The organism is uncultured Campylobacter sp. (assembly GCF_938041645.1).
Classification (GTDB): domain Bacteria; phylum Campylobacterota; class Campylobacteria; order Campylobacterales; family Campylobacteraceae; genus Campylobacter_B.
This window is the reverse complement of record NZ_CALIST010000022.1, coordinates 59082-76931: the sequence shown is the minus strand read 5'-3', so window position 1 is coordinate 76931 and position 17850 is coordinate 59082. Positions and strand designations below refer to the sequence as shown.

The 17850-nt window shown below is 49.6% G+C and carries 16 protein-coding genes; 2 read left to right on the top strand and 14 right to left on the bottom strand.

What is annotated here, in order from left to right:
- Positions 1 to 654: 654 nt before the first annotated feature.
- From cmoA to nadE, 13 genes are all read right to left on the bottom strand, one after another.
- Positions 655 to 1359 (bottom strand): carboxy-S-adenosyl-L-methionine synthase CmoA, encoded by a 705-nt coding sequence (gene cmoA / locus Q0600_RS03555; RefSeq protein ID WP_298756984.1) that lies wholly within the window; start codon positions 1357 to 1359, stop codon positions 655 to 657.
- 853 nt (positions 1360 to 2212) lie between these two features.
- Positions 2213 to 3595 (bottom strand): riboflavin kinase, encoded by a 1383-nt coding sequence (locus Q0600_RS03550; protein WP_298756983.1) that lies wholly within the window; start codon positions 3593 to 3595, stop codon positions 2213 to 2215.
- Entirely contained in the window at positions 3595 to 4107 is a 513-nt protein-coding gene (locus Q0600_RS03545; protein ID WP_298756980.1) for a lipocalin family protein, read from the bottom strand. The genes Q0600_RS03550 and Q0600_RS03545 overlap by 1 nt, the downstream gene beginning before the upstream one ends.
- Positions 4097 to 5311 carry an SAM-dependent methyltransferase gene (locus Q0600_RS03540; RefSeq protein ID WP_298756977.1) on the bottom strand — a complete coding sequence of 405 codons (1215 nt, stop codon included), beginning with the start codon at positions 5309 to 5311 and terminating at the stop codon, positions 4097 to 4099. The genes Q0600_RS03545 and Q0600_RS03540 overlap by 11 nt, the downstream gene beginning before the upstream one ends.
- A complete protein-coding gene (locus tag Q0600_RS03535; protein WP_298756974.1) occupies positions 5301 to 5888 on the bottom strand; it encodes a hypothetical protein in 588 nt (195 codons plus the stop codon). Before Q0600_RS03535 ends, Q0600_RS03540 begins: the two co-directional genes overlap by 11 nt.
- Entirely contained in the window at positions 5885 to 7891 is a 2007-nt protein-coding gene (gene ligA / locus Q0600_RS03530; protein WP_298756971.1) for an NAD-dependent DNA ligase LigA, read from the bottom strand. The genes Q0600_RS03535 and ligA overlap by 4 nt, the downstream gene beginning before the upstream one ends.
- On the bottom strand, positions 7888 to 8076 hold the full coding sequence (locus tag Q0600_RS03525) for a hypothetical protein (protein ID WP_298756968.1): 189 nt from the start codon (positions 8074 to 8076) through the stop codon (positions 7888 to 7890). The genes ligA and Q0600_RS03525 overlap by 4 nt, the downstream gene beginning before the upstream one ends.
- On the bottom strand, positions 8066 to 8788 hold the full coding sequence (gene kdsB / locus Q0600_RS03520) for a 3-deoxy-manno-octulosonate cytidylyltransferase (RefSeq protein WP_298756965.1): 723 nt from the start codon (positions 8786 to 8788) through the stop codon (positions 8066 to 8068). The genes Q0600_RS03525 and kdsB overlap by 11 nt, the downstream gene beginning before the upstream one ends.
- Entirely contained in the window at positions 8785 to 10338 is a 1554-nt protein-coding gene (thrC, locus tag Q0600_RS03515) for a threonine synthase (RefSeq protein WP_298756962.1), read from the bottom strand. The genes kdsB and thrC overlap by 4 nt, the downstream gene beginning before the upstream one ends.
- 121 nt (positions 10339 to 10459) lie before the next feature.
- Complete coding sequence (gene argB / locus Q0600_RS03510) at positions 10460 to 11317, bottom strand: acetylglutamate kinase (protein WP_298756958.1); 858 nt, start codon at positions 11315 to 11317, stop codon at positions 10460 to 10462.
- Between the two features lie 18 nt (positions 11318 to 11335).
- Positions 11336 to 12415 (bottom strand): tetraacyldisaccharide 4'-kinase, encoded by a 1080-nt coding sequence (locus tag Q0600_RS03505; RefSeq protein ID WP_298756954.1) that lies wholly within the window; start codon positions 12413 to 12415, stop codon positions 11336 to 11338.
- On the bottom strand, positions 12408 to 13544 hold the full coding sequence (locus tag Q0600_RS03500; protein ID WP_177387787.1) for a DegT/DnrJ/EryC1/StrS aminotransferase family protein: 1137 nt from the start codon (positions 13542 to 13544) through the stop codon (positions 12408 to 12410). The genes Q0600_RS03505 and Q0600_RS03500 overlap by 8 nt, the downstream gene beginning before the upstream one ends.
- Positions 13545 to 13554: 10 nt before the next feature.
- Positions 13555 to 14358 carry an NAD(+) synthase gene (gene nadE / locus Q0600_RS03495; protein WP_298756951.1) on the bottom strand — a complete coding sequence of 268 codons (804 nt, stop codon included), beginning with the start codon at positions 14356 to 14358 and terminating at the stop codon, positions 13555 to 13557.
- A gap of 95 nt (positions 14359 to 14453) precedes the next feature.
- On the opposite strand from nadE, the gene Q0600_RS03490 reads away from it, so the two are divergent.
- On the top strand, positions 14454 to 15053 hold the full coding sequence (locus Q0600_RS03490; RefSeq protein ID WP_298756948.1) for an MBL fold metallo-hydrolase: 600 nt from the start codon (positions 14454 to 14456) through the stop codon (positions 15051 to 15053).
- A 520-nt stretch (positions 15054 to 15573) separates the two neighbouring features.
- Here Q0600_RS03490 and cmoB read toward each other — a convergent pair.
- On the bottom strand, positions 15574 to 16467 hold the full coding sequence (gene cmoB / locus Q0600_RS03485; RefSeq protein ID WP_298756945.1) for a tRNA 5-methoxyuridine(34)/uridine 5-oxyacetic acid(34) synthase CmoB: 894 nt from the start codon (positions 16465 to 16467) through the stop codon (positions 15574 to 15576).
- Between the two features lie 109 nt (positions 16468 to 16576).
- Here cmoB and Q0600_RS03480 point away from each other — a divergent pair, with 109 nt between their 5' ends.
- Positions 16577 to 17632, top strand: coding sequence for a transglutaminase-like domain-containing protein (locus Q0600_RS03480; protein ID WP_298756942.1), 1056 nt, complete (start codon positions 16577 to 16579; stop codon positions 17630 to 17632).
- Positions 17633 to 17850: the final 218 nt, after the last annotated feature.

Below are 17850 nucleotides of genomic sequence, written 5' to 3'. Positions count from 1 at the left end.
TTCTGGGCTAATGCAGAAAGTTATAAACCCAGATTTGATTATTATGTCGTCGGCTGCGGTACTTTCATAGGTGGAATACTGCTATTTATATGTATATGTTATTTTCAAATACTTTATTTCGAGCTTTTGCCGTTTTTGGCATGTATTGGAAGTAGTTTTATTTTAACGTTCATGGTTTGCCGATCGATTTATAAAAATAAACGGCGTAAATATAAAAATATCCTAGCCGATACGAAACGTTTTTTCGGCGATTTTGAAAATCGTGTTAGCAGTGAAAAAATCGATGAAGAAACAGGGCTAATCACAAAAGTAAGCTCGCAAGTACAAATCACTGAAACAAACCAAGAAGCGCAGCAAATAGAAATGAAGTAAAATTTAGTTTAATTAGAATTTGTATCAATTATTTCTAGACGGTTAAAATTTTATGTAAAATAAAAAGGTTTTGAGCGCACACATTCCAAAAGTTGCGTGTACGAGAGGAGATTTTAGATTTTACGCCTTTGAGTACAGAATAAAATTTAAAATTTTCACTCCGTATTTTGCTTCAAATTTTATAATGCAAGAGTTTTGGAAAAGTAAAAACTTCGGAAATCATTGAAATTTTTAAATTCATAGAATTTTAAAATTTATACTTCTTGTAAATTTAAATTATCGCTATTTAAACGCCGCAAAGCTCATAAAATTTGCCCATTTAAAGATACTCTCGACGCGTTTAAAGCCCGCGCTTAGCGCCAAGGCTCGGTTTTCTGCCTCGGTGTAGGGCACGAGCACGTTTTCAAGAGCCTCACGTTTTTGCGCGATCTCGTAGCGCGAATAGCCCTGCGCGCGCTTGTAATCCTCGTAAATTTCGATCATCTGACGCGCGAGCGCAGGCTCTTCGTAGACGATCTTTTCGCTAAAGATCAAAACCCCGCCCTCGCGCAATCCGTCGTAAATTTTACTCACGAGCGAGGCCCTACGCGGCGGCCTGATGAACTGCAGAGTGTAGTTTAAAATCACGGCGTCGCAGTCCGCGAGGCTCGCATCCAGCACGTCCGATACGCTAAGCTCGAGCTTCGCGCCGAACGCCGCCGCCTTGGCGCGGGCGTTTTGTATCATCGCCTCCGAGCTGTCGATGCCGCACAGCCGCAGATCTGGGCGCAGCGCAAACAGCGCTAGTAGCGCGGTCGCAGTCGAGCAACCAAGATCGATCACGCGTGCCTTTTGCGGCAGTATCCGCGCCAAAAGCTCGCCGCTAAGCCGCGTGCTGGCCTCGTAAAACGGCACGCTGCGCCCGATCATATCATCGAAAACCGACGCGACGCTGGCGTCAAACTCAAACTGTTTTTTGATAGGCTCTTTAAAAATTTCGTCTTTCATCCGTTTCCTTTTAGTTTCGCTATTTACGCAGCACTCGATTTATACTTCCTACGCATGCTAAACGCAGAATTCTCACGCCGTGCTTTCTGCACTTACGCGACACTCTATTTGCGACCGCTACGCATGGAATTTTTGCGCTTAGTTTGCCCCGCGCGTAAGCATACCTAAATTTTAAACGCAGCATGAGCGCTTTTGATGCAAGCGAGCTACATCCCAGTTTGCGCCCAACTTCTAGCCCGGATATGCTCGATGCATGATTAAATTTCACGTCTTGCTTGATAGGCCCTAAAATTCCGCACCGCGCGAATATATCCTTAAAATTTTGCGCCGTATTTAGCGGGCTTAGAATTTCTCAACATTAAATTTTACGCCGCCAAATCTCGCACTGCCAAAACAGCTCCTTTAAATTCTTTAATTACTAACTTAAACTAAAAGCATAGTCAAAGCTCCATTAGTAGAATTTCGCGCCCATTTTGCGATTTTACATGCCGCAAAAATAGAGGCGCTTGGTAAAATTTACGTTTGACTATGCGCATAATTTAGCCGTTTGGCTCTTGCTCGGCAGCTTATCCCTGCTAAATTTTAAGGCTTCGCAGCGCAACTAAGATTTTTTATCACCCTCGATTCTCGGCGCAGCTTGCACTTGCCTCGTCTTACATAAGCCCAAGCCCAAGGTGCGTTAAAGCCATGTAGGCGGTGCGCCAAGTATTCTCAGTGACAACGGGCACACTACTTTTATACGGGACAACGCAGACGGCTCATTTAATGCGCCGTAGATGCAAAACGCGGGCAGACACATCAAATTTCAAGCACACAGCTCGCAAATTTCATCTTTAAGCTTACAAGCTGTAGATTAAAATTTGCGGCTTCGTAGTACCGCCTCCGCCTCTGAAGCGTCTTTTAAAATTTGCTCCTTAAGCTGCGCTAGATCGCTAAATTTGCGATTTTCGCGCAGGAACTTTATAAATTTCACGCAGACGAATTTCATGCTTTCATTTTGGCTCATAGCCTCTAAATTTTTATTTTCGGCGTCCATGCTCTCGCTCGCCGCAAAATTTTGTGTAGAAATTTCTACTGAATTACACGCCGAAATTTCATCTAAATTTTGCGCAGAATGTGCGGCTTGCCCCCAGTAGTACGGCGCGTGATCTTGCGCGGAATTTAAACCCGCCTCAAAGCCCGCAAAGTCCCCTAAAATGTGCGTTTCAAGCGCAAAAGCTCCGTCGGTGCTGAGCCTGTGCCCCAAGAAGCTCACGCTTGCAAATTCCTTGCTTCCTGCGCGCGCCAGGGTCGCATACACGCCGCTTTTTGGCATAAAATAGCCGCTCGCATCAAGATTTAGTGTCGCTACGAACTCCCGCGCCCCGCGCCCCTGACCGCGCACTACGCGTCCGCAGATCTCGTAATTTCGCCCTAAAAGCTCCGCCGCCTCTTCGCACCTTCCGCGTGATAAAAGCTTCTTGATCCTACTTGAATGCACTCCGCTGCCGCCCAGGCAAAACTCCCCTACGACGCAGGTTTGCCCGCGAAATTCGCGCCTTAAAAATTCCACGTCCCACGCCCGATTACGCCCAAATCTAAAGTCCTCGCCGACGATAATTTTTTGTAAATTTATGAAATTCTGCCTTAAAAGTGCGATAAATTCGCCTCCGCTAAGGCTTTTGATAGCGCGTAGATCGCAATAAAAAATCTTTTTGTCCGTAAATGCCTGCCGCGACGCAAAAGGGGTGAGTTTCGTGCCACCACCTGCTAGGATTACGATTATTGCGCCTTGCTCGCCTAGGCGCTCAAATAATTTTTGATGTCCAAGGTGCATGCCGTCGAAGTTACCGATCGCTACGGCGCGCACATTATCGCGGTTTGCGCCTTGTAGCGTTGCGAAAATCTCGCCTCGTGCGAACTGCTCGCTTAAGCGCGCACGCAGCACTTCCGCACAAGCAGGAAGCGTGCCTTGAGCTTGCGCGTCTACGCCATTGCCGCAAGTGCCGCCATAAGCCGTTTCGTTACTGCAAGCGGCGTCGGTGTCTGCTTTATCTACGCGGTGCGCATCGCCGGTTTTATTTTCACTGAGCTCTTGCCTTGGGAGTTTGATATTTTGAGATGAATTTTCTCCATTGCATGTGGAATTCTGTTCCGTAAAATTTTTCAAGCTGGAATTTTGCGCTACGAAATTTTGCTCTTTAAAATTCCGTAGCGAAGCCTCTGTATGGTCTTTACATGATTTTTGATTAGCCATTATTGCTGCTTCGTCCAGACGATTTTTTTGGTGTCGTAGCCGCTGCGCTTCGCCTTTTTCAGATAGAGGATGCGGATCGGCTCCGGCAGGGTTTTGGTGCGCGAGAGGATATACAGCTCGCTCGTATCGGCGCCGAAGATCAGGGCGTAGCGATAGTCGCCGTCCACCTGCGCCACGCGGTAGAGGGAGTCGGAAATCAGACCTTTTTGATAGAGCAGACCTACGTTTTTATCGCCTGCAAACTCCAACACGTGCTGCTCGTTTTCGATTTTACCTGAGCTTGTTTTGGCGGTTTTTAAAAGATTGATCGTGGAGTTTTTATCGATAAAGCACTCGTACGCGGTGTTTTGCAGCTCGCCGCCGCCCTTCATACGGGCGATCTCATACCAGCCGCCGCTAAATTTAGCTATGTCGAAGTTTTTTACGATCGGCGCTTTGGGGTTTAAGCTTTTAGCGCATGAGCCCAAAAATAGCGCGCAAAACGCCAATATAATTAAGTTTTTAAATTTCATCGTTCATCCTTTTTAGAAGATAGAAAAATTCCCTATTTCCCTCTTTACCCGTGATTTTGCAGGCGCTAGCGTGCAGCACAGCAAGCCCCAGCTCGGCGCATAGCCGCTCAAATTTCGCTCGCGCGGCGCACACCGCTTTTTCGTCCTTGAGCACGCCTTTTTTATTTCGCTTGATCTCCGCGCCGACCTCAAATTGCGGCTTAAATAGCACGATGAGAGCGCTTTTTGCAAGGCTTGCGAGACTTTTTAGGATCAAATTTAGCGAGATGAAGCTCACGTCGCAGGTGATGAGATCAAATTTTTTCTCGCTTGCAAACTCCCTGATGTCGGTGTTTTCGCGCACGATCACGCGAGGATCGCGCCGCAAAATTTCGCTTAGCTGCGAGCTACCGACGTCAAGCGCGGTCACGCTCTTTGCGCCGCGCTGAAGCAAAATTTGCACAAATCCGCCCGTGCTTGCACCCACGTCCAAAACATCGGCTCCCGCTAAATTTAAAATAGCTTTTTGCGACGGCTTTGTTTGTACCGGCCCCGCGCTGCTTTCTCTGCAGTGCTCGTCTGCTTTTTGACCCGATTTAGAGGCTTTTGCCGCACTTGAAATCTCTGCCGTTTGGGCGTCCGTTTGCAAAAGTCCTGCCGTCTCGGCGCCTGTGCTCATCTGTAAAAATTCCACCGTTTGCTTGCCTGCACCGGTTTGTAAAAGCTCCGCCGTATCGGCGTTAGTTTTTGCGGTACGGATCGCCTCGGTAGTGGCTTTTGCGCTCTTTGTCGTCGCGGCAGCCGCGCTTGGAATTTTATCAGCTTCGTTCGCGCCTAAAATTTTATCCGTAGTCGCAAAATCTACACTTGAAATTTGCATCGTTACTGCGCCCACTCTTTGCGTTATTGCCGCTTTGCTATCCGCGCTCTTTGCGGCACTGCGCGGCTTTGAAATTTCTGCCGCCGAGTTAGGCGAATTTTCGCCGCAACTCGCCAAAAGCCCGTTTTCGGCGAGCTCGTCCAAAAAGCCCGCAAGCTTGAGCGCGCCTCTGCTTACGTAAATTTGATCAACCGCGCTGATTTCGCCGCTCTGCTCGGGCGCGATCTGCGCAGAGGACCTGTTTTGCACGGCGCCTCGCAGCAAAATTTTATCCTGCTTTATCAGTGCGGCAGCCTGATTTCTGCTGATTTTAAGCGTATTTGCGACGAGCATATCAAATCTCATTTTGTCTTTTCTCCGCGTCGCGCGGCGGTGAAATTTTAAATCTCACGCAGTTTTTGCGCGAGCTTGAGTTTAAAATTTTATCGCGCATAGCAAAGTCTCGTGCAGTAGTGCCGCAAGGCTCAAGCTTTAACCTACGCCGTGCCGTAAATCTAGCCATACTATGCGTTGCGGGTTTCGGCTCGCCGTGCGTTGAAAATTTTATCTTGTCGCTAGCGAAAATTTTAAAATTTTTCCTATCGGCGCAGTGTTTGAGCGGCGCAAGATTTGAGATATTCTTGCTTACGACCGCATCTATCGATATCACGCTCGCCGTCTTAGCGCCGCGGCAGGTATAGCCCGCGCGCCTCGCAAAAACCGCCTCTCGGTCTGCCGTTTTTACGCACGCCTTAAAGCCTGACGATACCGCGCCGACCGCTCGATTTATCGCTTTTGCTCTTGCCGCTTGCTCGTGCGCTACAAAATTTTTAAAATTCTCGCGCTTTGTAAAACGCGCAAGCGCCGCAGGACGGAGGTTGCTTTTAAAATTTAACCCCGTGCCGTTTGCGTGCGGGTTCGGCACCAAACAAAAAACCTTCACTTGCTGCTCCCCGCGAGCGCTTCAGGCTCGCTCTTGTTAGGCGAATTTGCGCCGAGCGTCGCCAGGCTCGCAAGCGCTTCAAACTCGCTCTCGTCGATCACCCGCACGCCAAGCGAGCGAGCTTTTTGCAGCTTGGAGCCAGCGTCCTCTCCCGCGAGCACGAAGTCGGTCTTGGCAGATACCGAGCCCTGCACCTTCGCGCCCATCGCCAAAAGTCTGGCCTTAAACTCGTCACGCGGACGGCTGAGCGTGCCGGTGATAACGACGCTGCGGTCCGTGAAGGCGCTTTTGGCGGTCTGCATCTCGGGCGCGCGAGGCGTGATGATTTCGCTTAAATTTAGAATTTTTTCGCGATTTATCTTGCAAAACTCCGCTAGGCTCCTTGCCATCGCCTCTCCAAAGCCCTCCAGCCGCAAAATTTCATCCTCGCTCGCATCCAGCCAACTTTGCCCGAATGCCGCGGCGATCTTGCGCGCGGCCACCTCGCCTATGTGTTCGATCCCTAAAGAAGCGATGAAGCGCTCAAGCGGCGCGTTTTTGCTCGCATTTATCGCGCCCAAAAGATTTGAAATTTTTTTATCCGCAAAGCCCTCAAGATCCGCCAAATCCTGCGCGCCGAGGGCGTAAATATCGCCGATCTTTGAAATTTTGCCGCTTTCAAAAAGCTGCGTGATCGTCGCATCGCTTAGCCCTTCGATATTCATGCATTTTTTGGAGCAGAAATATATCAGCGAGCCTATTACGCGCGCCTTACAATCGAGGTTTTGACACTTTATGAGCGCGCCTTCGTCAAGCAACCTTTCGCCGCAAACCGGGCAGCGATCGGGGCGCGAAATTTCGCTCTGCGTGCCGTCTCTGCGCTGTTTGTAAACGCTCGTGATCTTCGGGATCACGTCGCCGCTGCGGATGATGCCTACGAAATCGTTTTTCATCAGCCCAAGCCGCGCGATCTCGTCGAAATTATGAAGCGTCGCGCTTGAAACGTTCGCGCCGTCGATATTTACGCTATCTACGACGGCTACGGGAGTGACCGCGCCGGTGCGGCCGACCTGCAGATTGATCTCGCGCAGCCGCGTTACCTTTTCGATCGCGGGGAATTTATACGCGACCATAAAGCGCGGGAATTTTACCGTATAGCCCATCTGCGCACACTTTGAAAGCTCGTTTACGCGGATTACCATGCCGTCTAGCATTAGATCTTTGCTTGCACGCATGCTATGTAGCGCCTCGTACGCACTCCTAATCTCGCTCGCGCTCTTGCAGATGCGGCAAAACTCGTCGCGCAAAAAACCTAGGCTACGCACAAACTCCATTATCTGCGAGTGCAGCGCAAAGCTTAACGAATGCTCGCCCACTCCCCACGGGATAAATTTTAGCTTCCGCTTCGCTACGATCGCGCTATCTAGCTGACGCAGGCTCCCCGCAGCGGCGTTGCGCGGGTTTGAAAACAGGCTCTCGCCGTTTGCGGCGCGCTCGTCGTTTAGCGCGTCAAAATCGCTCTTTGCGATCAGCGTCTCGCCGCGGATCTCGATCCTTTGCGCGTAGGGGATCTGAAGCGGCACCGATTTGATCGCTCTTGCGTTTTGCGTCACCTCCTCGCCTATAAGCCCGTCGCCGCGCGTCGCCGCGCTTATCAGCACGCCGCCTTCGTAGGTCAAATTTAAGCTCGCGCCGTCAAATTTCGGCTCGACATAAAACTGCGCGCCGCTCTTCTCGCCGCGAGCCAGCCACGCCAAAAGGCCCGCGTCGTCGAAAATATCCTCCATCGACCACATCTGCGCGCCGTGAGCGAGCTTAGAAAAGCCCTCGCTGATCGCGCCTCCGATGCGCCGTGTAGGCGAGTAGGGCAGCGCGAGCGCGGGGTTTTGCTGCTCGAATTTCTCCGCTTGCGAATAAAGCTCGTCGTACTCCTCGTCGCTTGCGATCGGTTTATCGTCGGTGTAATATGCCCGCGCCCACGCATTTAGCGTATCTACCGCAGATCTGTATTCATCGTAATTCATCTTGCGCTCGCATCTTTAAATTTTAAAATTCCGCGCGCCATTAGAATTTTATGCGTCGTTAGAATTTTACATTCCGCGGCGGGTCTGTGCACCCCAAATACTGTGCCGCACAGCCCATTATCGTTAAATTTTGTGGGTCCGCTCGCTTTAAATTTCGTGTTTAAAAAGGCGCGATCAATTTCCATTGCGGAACTCCTTTAGCGCGCGCTCGTAATCAGCCGGCGTGTCGATGCCGATGCTTGCAGTCTCGATACCTAGCATCGCGATCTTCTCGCCGGCGCTTATGGCGCGAAGCTGCTCGAGTTTTTCGGTATCTTCCAGCGCTGAGGCGGGCAGGGCGCAAAACCGCTTTAAATTTCGTACGCTGTATGCGTAGATGCCGATGTGTCCGAGGTAGCACTCGCATGCCGCGCGTGGATAGGGGATGAGCGAGCGCGAAAAATAGATCGCAAAGCCCGCATTATCAAGCACTAGCTTGACTAAATTCGGATCCTCCGCCGCCTGAGGGCTTATATATTTGTAACAGCTCGCCATAAATGCGCCCTTTTGCGCGATCATGGCGTTGGCGAAATCTTTAAATTTAATCAAATTTTCACTCTCGAAAAAGGGCTCGTCGGCTTGGATATTGATGACGATCTCATCCTCCGCAAGCGCTGCGTTTGCGACCGCTTCATTAATCCGATCGGTGCCGCTTTGATGCTCGCGCGCGGTGAGAACGGCGTCAAAGCCGTAATCTTGCGCGATCTTTAAAATTTGCGGCTCATCTACGGCGATTAGCACGCGGTCTGCCTTGGCGGCATTTTGAGCCGTTTTGATAAACATTGGCACGCCGCCGAACTCACATAAAATTTTATTTTTAAAGCGCGTCGAAGCAAGGCGCGCGGGGATTACTATCATTTTTTGATCCACTCCATTATGGCGTTTTTGATCTCGCTTTGCTCCACGACGCTGGAGTGAACCTGCGGCGCGCTAAAAAGGCGCGAGATCTGCGGCGGAATGTCGCTGTGAAATTCCTTCGAAAGCGCGATCATATCGGCCCTTTCGTCCTCGCAAGCCCTGCCTTTGATCGCGCCGATCATCGACGGCGTAAATTTAATCCACTTAGCGGTCGAGATGACGAGATTTAGGCGGCTTTCGTCAAGCAGCTTAAAGCAGGTCGCCGTGTGCGGATCGATCAGCACGCCGCGGCTGCTCTCTTGCTTGATAAACTTAGCGCACTGCGCATCGTCGCAAAAATCCGCCTCGAAGACCTCGCGCAGCTTCGCAAGCTCGTTCGCGCTAAGCTGATAAAATTTATCTCGCGCCAGGCTTTGCATCAGCTCGCTCGTGCGCGCATCGCCGAATTGATCGCTAAGCAGCCGCTCGACATTGGAGCTAACTAAAATATCCATTGCAGGGCTGATCGTGCGGATGAGCTCACGATTTCGTAGATCATAGATCCCGCTCGTAAAAAGCTCGGTCAGGATATTGTTCGCGTTTGAAGCGATCTTGATTTTGCCGATCTTTGCGCCCATTTTTTTGGCGAAATACGCTCCCAGCGCGTTGCCGAAATTTCCGCTAGGCACTATGACGTCGAAGGTGTTAAATTTAGAGCCCTGTTTTACGTTCTGCGCGCTGTTTGCGCCCGCTGCGGCGCCAAAATTTTTACCGCACGTCGCGCACTGATCGCTTTGCTTTAAATTTTGCTCATAGCCCAATACGCCGTGCTTTGAGAAATAGATGCTAGCATAGAGGTAGTAGATGATCTGAAATAAAATCCTGCCGAAATTTACCGAGTTTGCGGCGCTTAAATTTAAATTCGCCCGCGCGAGTTCGTTTTTGAAATCATCATCAGCTAGCAGCGATTTTAGCGCGCGTTGCGTATCGTCGAAGTTGCCGCGCACGCCTAAAATTTTAAGATTTGCCGCGCTTTGTTTTACCATCTGCTGGCGCTGTATCTCGCTCGTGCCGCCCTGTGGGTAGAGGCAGACCGCTTTGATGTTTTCGTCGTCCGCAAATGCCTCCAGCGTCGCAGGCCCCGTGTCGCCGCTCGTGGCGCACATTATTAAAAATTTTTCATTCCTGGATTTTGCGATGTTTTTTAAAAGCGCGCCGAAGGGCTGCAGCGCCATATCCTTAAACGCGAGCGTCGGACCGTGGTAAAGCTCCAAAATATAGGCGTTTTCGCTTAGTTTTTTGATCTGGACGGGGCAAGCGGGGTTTTCAAATTTATCGTAGCGCTTTAGCGCACTCTCAAAGACCTCGCTGCTTACGTCAAAATCGAAACTCTCGATGATTTTAAGCGCGATCTGTTTGTAGCTCAGATCCTCGCACTGTTTAAAAAAATCCTCGCTCAAAAGCGGCAGCCTCTCGGGGCTGAAAAGCCCGCCGCCGCTCGCGCTCGGATTTAGCAGCGCGTAGCTAAGATCCGCTTTTTGCGAAAAATCTCTCGTAGAAACCAGTTTCATCTTTTTCCTTTTTAAAATTTTAAAATTTACGCCCGCCTAGGCGCTTTAAATTTGATCGCTTACGCTTCTTGCGCGGACTTGCGGCGTTGCCGCTTTAAGCCTGCCGTCTCCGCGCTCGCGTCTAAATTTCTTCCTTTATCAAACTTCCTATGCCGCCGTCCGTGAAAAGCTCAAGCAGGATCGAGTGCGGAATTTTGCCGTTGATGATATGCGCGGCATTTGCGCCGTTTCGCACGCATTGCAGGCACGCATCGACTTTGGGGATCATGCCGCCTACAATCGTGCCGTCCCTTTTGAGTTTCGAAATGAGCGCTGCATCAAGCTTGCTGATTAAATTTCCTTCTTTATCGAGCACTCCGTCAATGTCGCTTAAAAATATCGCCTTGCTCGCTTTTAGCGCGGCTGCGATCCTGCTGGCGCAGAGATCGGCGTTGATATTAAAGCTTACGTTTTCGTCCGTCTCGCCGCCCGCAAGCGGGGCGATTACCGGCAGATAGTCCTTTTGCAGCAGGTCGTTTATCAGCTTGGTGTTTACCTCGGTGATCTCGCCTACGAATCCGTATTTTTTCTCATCGAGGAATTTTGCCTTCAAAAGCCCGCCGTCCTTGCCGCTGATGCCGATCGCTGGCGCGCCGTTTTGGTTCAAAAGCGCCGTGATCTCTTTATTTACCGCGCCGCTTAGCACCATCTCGGTAATTTCTATTGCGTCTTTATTCGTTACGCGAAGACCGTCCTTAAACTCGCTGCGCACGCCGATCTTATCCAGGGTCTGATTGATCTTTTTGCCGCCGCCGTGCACGACGATAATTTTGATGCCGACCATATGCAAAAGCACGATGTCGCGGGCAAAATCAAGCTTGAGCGTATCGTCGGTTTGCGCCGCGCCGCCGTATTTAACGACGAAAATTTTATCTCTAAATTTACGGATATAGGGCAGCGCGGAGATGATGACTTCGGCGGTTTTGCTCTTTTTTATCATAAAATTCCTTTAAAAACCTTATTTTATCATAGCTTGGTTTATGTAGTTTTGAATTTCGCGTATAAAGTTTTCGCTTAGCTTTAAATTTAGCAAAATCACCGAAATTTCCGCGCCCAAATCCCTTAATTTCACGTAATCTTTCGCCGTGCAAAGGATATGCTCCGCGCCCTCGCGCCTTAGCAGCTCTAAAATCTGCTCTTTTTTGAAATCATAATGATCGGGGAAAAATGCGTGAGCTTTTGCAAGCGGTAAAAACTCTTGCAAGCGCCAAGGTTTGGCGATAGCGCTGATTAAGATCGTGCGGGATCTCTCAAAACCAGCCTCTTTGGAATTTAAAATTTTATCCGCGGCGGCAGGGTTTAAATTTGAAATTTCATCTGCCGCGCGATTTAAATTTAAATCCGAAATTTCATCCGCAAGATTTAAAATTTCATCCGTGCCGTTTAGCTTACTTTGCAGATCCGCCGCCGAAATGATTTTAAGCTCCTGCGAAATATCGCTCGGCGCGGGTATGAAATCTGCAAATTTATAAAAAAACGGCGGGTAGCGATATGCGGCGAAGGGCAGGCAAAAGGGCAGCTTCGGCGCGCTTTGTGGGCGCAGCAAGATATCAAATTTAGAGATATTAAATTTAGAAAATCCGTCGTCCAAGATCACCAGCTCAAAGCCGAGAGTTTGCGCGCGCAATATCCCTGCGGCGCGATCTTCGCTGACGATCACGTTCGCGCCGCGTAAAAACAGCGCGTATTCCATCGCCTCATCGCCGCTTTGCCGCACGTCGCAAAGTACCCGTCCGCCGAGCGCTACTTCGAGCAAGCCTCTGCTTTTGCGCCCGTATCCGCGAAGGATGATGCAGGTTTTAAACTCCCCGTTAAATTCTTTAAAAAGCGCCCGTACTAGCGGGGTTTTGCCGCTTCCGCCGAGGGTTAAATTTCCGACGCTGATTATTGGAATTTTAAATTTTTGCGGCTTAGCAAAGAGCCTTTTTAGGCAGACGATCAGCGTATAAAGTAGCGATAACGGTGCTAAAATCACCCCTAGCGCAAACCACGCGGGGCTCGGGTCGTATAGGTTTCGCTCGATTAGGAGTTTAAACACGATTTTGCGCTATCTCTTTGATCTGCTCGCAGATGTAGCTCACATCGTCGTCGCTAAGCGCCGTGTAGATCGGCAAGGATAAAATTTGCTGATAGTTTTTAAGCGCATTCGGGAAATCATTGACCTTGTAATTGTATTTGCTTTTGTAGTAGCTTAGCAGATGCACCGGTACATAGTGCAGTGAAACGCTCACTCCACGCGAGATCAACGCCTTGGCGAAATCGTCGCGGTTTTTGTCGATCTTTACGATGAATTGAGTGTAGATATGCTCCTCGCTGTCGCTTGGAAGCGTCACGTGCGGGCAGTTTGCGAGCTGTTCGCGGTAGGCTGCGGCGATCTGCTTGCGGCGCTTTATAAAAGCGTCGGTTTTTTCAAACTGTGCGATGGCGTAGGCGGAATTTATAGCGTTAAGATCGTATTTTTGACCGATGCGATCGACGTCGTAGGTAAAGGACATATTGCCGTCTTTGTAAAAGGCGTCTCCCACGATGCCGCCGTTTCTTAAAATTTGCGCGGCGCTTGCTATCTCATCGTCGTTCGTAACGAAAAAGCCCGCCGTAGAGATTGCGTCTTGCGCTTGAGGATTGATCTGGAAGCACGATATGAGCGAGCTTTTAAGCGCTCCGATTTTTGCGCCCTTATAGGTAGCGCCCATAGCTCGGCACGCATCGTCGATGAGGATGATATTTTCGCTTTTGGCGACCTCGCTGATGGCGTCTATATCCGCAGCAAGCCCCGCGATGTGCGAGATGAAAGCGCATTTTAGCTTCTTGTGGCGGTTCTGATCTATCGTGCGAGCAAGGCTTTCGCTCGTGATGTTAAAGCTTATCGGATCGATATCTACGAAAACGGGCTCTGCGTCGAAGTGGCGGATCACTTCGGCGACATTGGGGAAGGAATTTACGGAGCATAAAATTTTATCTCCGCGCTTAATATCCATCGCGCAAAGCGCCAGATGTAGCGCCGTCGTGCCGCTCGTAGTCGATACGGCATGCTTTACGCCGAAATATTTACAAATATCCTCTTCAAAAATTTCGCTATATCTTATATCGCTGTTATAAAGGGCGCTTTTAATTAAGTCTTCCTCTTTTTTATCGATTTGAGCCTTATAAAACGGTATCTCTTTCATAAATCTCTCCTTAGTGTGCGGGCTCTATGCGAGCGACCGCGGGCGCGCGAAGCTTAAAATTATTTTTAAGAATTCTACGGACGATAAATTTTACCAGCTCTTGATTGTGGTGCGAGTTTTGCAGATATTTTAGATCATTTGCGTTTATTCGCTCGCCTGAGCGAAATTTCGTCCGCAGCGCTTCGTGCGAAAAAATATCTCTTAGCACACTATCTAAGATCTCGTAGCTGTATCCAAGCTCACGTTCGTCGCTTTGATTTTCCCATAGATCGGCGCTTGGGGTTTTTTTGATGATCGCATCGTCTATGCATAAAATTTTTGCGAATTTAAACAGATCGCTTTTGAAAATTTCTCCGATCGGATTAAACGCGCAGGCCAGATCGCCGTAGATCGTGCCGTATCCGAGCATCCGCTCGCTAAGATTGCTCGTGCCTACAACTACTCCGCGTTTAGCCGCGCTGTAATCATAAAGCAAGCTCATTCTTACGCGCGCGGCGAAATTTCCGATGCGAAGAGCGCTTGCGCCAGGATTTAAAGCCGTAAAATTTTCTACAAATGGTGCGATCTCTTGGATTTCGTAGGGGATATTAAAGGATTCGCAGTGAAAGATGCCGTCTGCCATATTTTCTAAATTTGAACCCGCACTAGGTAGGATAAGACCGTAAGTTGGGATCTCCGTAAGTGCACAAAGCGCAGAAACCACGGCGCTGTCAAGCCCACCGCTGATGCCTACTACAAAGGCGTCCGCACCCGTTTCATCGAGTCTCTCCGATAAAAAATCGGTCAGTTGCGGCAGCAAATCGTCCAAAAACATAGTATTTAGCCTTAAAATTTTACGTTAAATTGCGCGAATTTTAACTATTTTTGGCTAAATTACGGCTTTAATTTAAGCTTAAAAGGAGGATTTAAATGCAAATTTTAAAAAAAGCTTTCGGCGAATACGTGACGAATTGCTACATTCTAAAGGGCGAGCAGGGCGATCTCGTGATCGATCCGGGGCAGGGCAGCTTTGATTGGGTTATGCAAAATACGGGAAAGATCGCGGCGGTTTTGAATACGCACGGGCATTTCGATCATGTTTACGACGACGCGAAGCTGCAAAAGGCGGGCGCTAAAATTTATATCCACGAGGATGACGCCTTTATGCTACGGGCGGATCCTTTTGAGACGATGCCAGAATCCATAGAGGCGGACGTGCTCATAAAAGGGCAGGAGCAAAGCTTTGAAATAGCGGGCTTTAACGTTAAATTTAGCCTTTTTGCAGGACATACGCCGGGCAGCTGTATGATCGAAGCAGGCGGCGTGATTTTTAGCGGCGACGTAATATTCAAAGGCTCTATCGGCAGGTGGGATTTTCCCTTTTCAAGCGGCGCGCAGATGAGAGAGTCTTTGCATAAAATTTTGCAGATAAAGGGCGATTTTACGCTCTATCCTGGGCACGGAGCAAATACTAGCCTAGCGGCCGAGAGGCAAAATTTAAAATATTTTCTGCAGCTTTTTGAGCGTTGATGGTTTAAATTTAATTGCGCTTAGTCACACAAAGAGTGGTGAAGTGGCGTGAAGCTGGTCGGCGTTTGAGATTTATACCGCTTTGCTTGCAGGCACCGGAATTGATGCCGTTTTGCTCACATTGCAGGCGCCGAAATTTACCGCTTTATTTGCGGCTGCGGGCGTTAAAATTTCTGCGCCCTGTTCGCACCATGCGCTCATTGGCATGCGATGCGCAGATAAAATTTTAAAATCTATCGCCGCTTGATTAAATTTAGTAAAATTTCGCGCCGCGCGTGCAAGACGCAAAGCGTAGCGCAAAAGCAAAATTTAAAATTTGCGTCGCCGTACCGATCTGGATCGCTACAATGCGATCTAATCCAATTCGAGCTCGCTAAATTTAGCTAAATTCCGCGCTCTGTCGAATGCAAAATCATCCCTGCGAACTGATTAAATTCAGTAAAATTTACACGTTCTTAAAGGCACAGATATCATTCCATATCGATGCACGGGTACACGAAAAATGTTTTAAAGGCGCAGATCACGCTCGAAGCCGCACGTAGATACGCCTCGGGGCGGGGTAGCCCTCGATCGTGCGCGAGCCGTCGAGCGGATCTAGGAAATTCTCCAAGCTCTGCCCGTCGATCCACTCCGTTTTGCGCTGCTCGCTAGCATCCGTGGACTTTTGAGCCAAAATTTCAAAATCTCTAAATTTCGCCCGCTCGCACCAATTCTGTAGCGCGCCGACGGTCGGAACGAAGTAGATATTTGAAATTTTTGAGTAGCTGTTTTTCGGGCACAGCGCGAAATCGCCCGCTCCTTCGATATACATCGTGTCTAAAAATACCTCGCCGCCCTCATTTAGCGAGGTGCGCAGATCTTTTAGCATCTTTACGGGGTCGCTGCGGTGGTAGATGACGCCGAGGCAGAAGATCGTATCGAATCTGTGCTCGTAAAAGGGCAGATGCTCCACGCCCAAAAGCTCGAATTTCGCGCCACTGCGGAGGAATTTCTCGATGAAACGAAACTGCAGATAAAATAGCGCGCTCGGGTCAAACCCCACTAGCCGCGCAGGCGCTAGAGCGCTTGCGCGAAACATATAGTAGCCGTTGTTACAGCCCACGTCGGCGACGGTTTTGTCGCTCAGATTTAAAAACGGCCGCAGCAGGTTAAATTTCATGAAGCTTCGCCACTCGGTATCGATAAAAAGATCATTCAGCGCAAAAGGCCCCTTGCGCCACGGCTTTAGCGCTCGCGCGATACGCAAAATTTCATCTCTCTGCTCCGCGCTAGCGCTAAAGCTTGCACGCACGACGTCGCCGCAGTCGCAGTCGCACTTGTCTATTTGCAGCGCCTCGATCGCGCTTAAAATTTCGCGGTTTTGCCCGCTTTGCAGCTTTTTAAAGTTCTCGTCTCTGATTTTTTGCAGATCCATTTTTAATCCTAAAATTTCAAATTTAGCGCCATTTTAACATAAAATTTTATCCATTTTAAGGCGCAAAGAGATAAAATCGACTTGCAATTCAAGCAAAAGGAGCAAAAAAATGCAAGAAGCAAAAACGAGAAAATTTAGTCTCAGGTTTAATCACGAAATTTCAAGTGGTGGTGCAGAGGTGCGGCTTTGGCTGCCGTTGGTGCTACAAGAGCCGTATCAGAGGTTGCTTGGCGAATATCATGCTCGCTCAAATGCGCAAGAGTCGGCTATCTGCGGAGATCATATAAGCACGTACTACGCGCGCTTCGCACCCGATAAAGAGGCAAAAGCAGGCGTCGGCAAATACGGCGAGCAAGGTGTCGTAGGCGAAGATGACGATTATTTTGAGCTTAGCTTCGATATTGAAATTTCGGAGCGAAACACTGATTTTAGCAAGGTAAGCTTTAATGAAAACGAGCGCTTGAGCCCAGGGATTGAGGAGTTTTTAAAGCCTTCAAAGCTAATTCCGGCAAGCGGCGCTACGAAACAAAAATCAGACGAGATCACCGGCTCGCTTAAAGGCGATCTGGAAAAGGCACGCGCGATTTATGAGTGGGTCGCAAAAAATATGAGCCGCGATAATAGCGTGATCGCATGCGGCAGCGGCGACGCAGCGACGATTTTAAGCAGCGGCAAGCTAAGCGGCAAATGCGCCGATATTAATAGCGTGTTCGTATCGCTCTGCAGGGCAGCTGGCATTCCTGCTCGCGCTATTTACGGCATCCGCACGGGCGCAGCGCAGAAATTTTCGCCCGAAATGGGCGTCATGGGCGCCCTAAGTGGCGGTGCGCTTGAAATTTCGGGCGCGCAGCACTGCAGAGCGGAATTTTATCTAAAAGGCTATGGCTGGATCCCCGTCGATCCCGCGGACGTTACGAAGGTGCGACTCGGCGAAGGCTTAAGCGAGGATGATTCTAAGCTGGCGCGGGTGCGCGAGTATCTTTTTGGCAACTGGGAGCCGTGCTGGCTGGGCTTTAACTACGCTCGCGAAATCGTGCTAAATCCGCGCCCAGCGCATGTTCCGATCGAAATTTTTTCGCATCCGTATTGCGAAGTGGGCGGCACGCCGAAAGATCCGTACTCGCCTAAAAATTTTATCTACGAGTATTTTTCGCGAGAAATTTAATCCTCTGACGGCTTGCATTTTACCGCCGCGATTTGCTTAAGCTAAGCCGCCGCACTTCGTCGAGGCTCAACCGTTTCATCGAAGCGCACGTTTGGCTTTTGCGACAGCGGCGCTTTTTGCGTGGTTTAGCCTACGCCGCCGATACATATTGCCTGCGCGCCTAGGTTGCGGGCTATCATGCCCGCTTTGGCGAAATTTCGCGCCGTGTCTTTGGGCGA

Coding starts and splice junctions, on each gene's coding strand:
- ligA (WP_298756971.1), bottom strand. CDS start 7,891: ATGAATTACGATGAATACAGATCTGCGGTAGATACGCTAAATGCGTGG.
- Q0600_RS03500 (WP_177387787.1), bottom strand. CDS start 13,544: ATGAAAGAGATACCGTTTTATAAGGCTCAAATCGATAAAAAAGAGGAA.
- cmoB (WP_298756945.1), bottom strand. CDS start 16,467: ATGGATCTGCAAAAAATCAGAGACGAGAACTTTAAAAAGCTGCAAAGC.
- nadE (WP_298756951.1), bottom strand. CDS start 14,358: ATGTTTTTGGACGATTTGCTGCCGCAACTGACCGATTTTTTATCGGAG.
- Q0600_RS03525 (WP_298756968.1), bottom strand. CDS start 8,076: ATGGAAATTGATCGCGCCTTTTTAAACACGAAATTTAAAGCGAGCGGA.
- Q0600_RS03545 (WP_298756980.1), bottom strand. CDS start 4,107: ATGAAATTTAAAAACTTAATTATATTGGCGTTTTGCGCGCTATTTTTG.
- argB (WP_298756958.1), bottom strand. CDS start 11,317: ATGATAAAAAAGAGCAAAACCGCCGAAGTCATCATCTCCGCGCTGCCC.
- cmoA (WP_298756984.1), bottom strand. CDS start 1,359: ATGAAAGACGAAATTTTTAAAGAGCCTATCAAAAAACAGTTTGAGTTT.
- Q0600_RS03540 (WP_298756977.1), bottom strand. CDS start 5,311: ATGAGATTTGATATGCTCGTCGCAAATACGCTTAAAATCAGCAGAAAT.
- Q0600_RS03480 (WP_298756942.1), top strand. CDS start 16,577: ATGCAAGAAGCAAAAACGAGAAAATTTAGTCTCAGGTTTAATCACGAA.
- Q0600_RS03550 (WP_298756983.1), bottom strand. CDS start 3,595: ATGGCTAATCAAAAATCATGTAAAGACCATACAGAGGCTTCGCTACGG.
- kdsB (WP_298756965.1), bottom strand. CDS start 8,788: ATGATAGTAATCCCCGCGCGCCTTGCTTCGACGCGCTTTAAAAATAAA.
- Q0600_RS03490 (WP_298756948.1), top strand. CDS start 14,454: ATGCAAATTTTAAAAAAAGCTTTCGGCGAATACGTGACGAATTGCTAC.
- thrC (WP_298756962.1), bottom strand. CDS start 10,338: ATGAAACTGGTTTCTACGAGAGATTTTTCGCAAAAAGCGGATCTTAGC.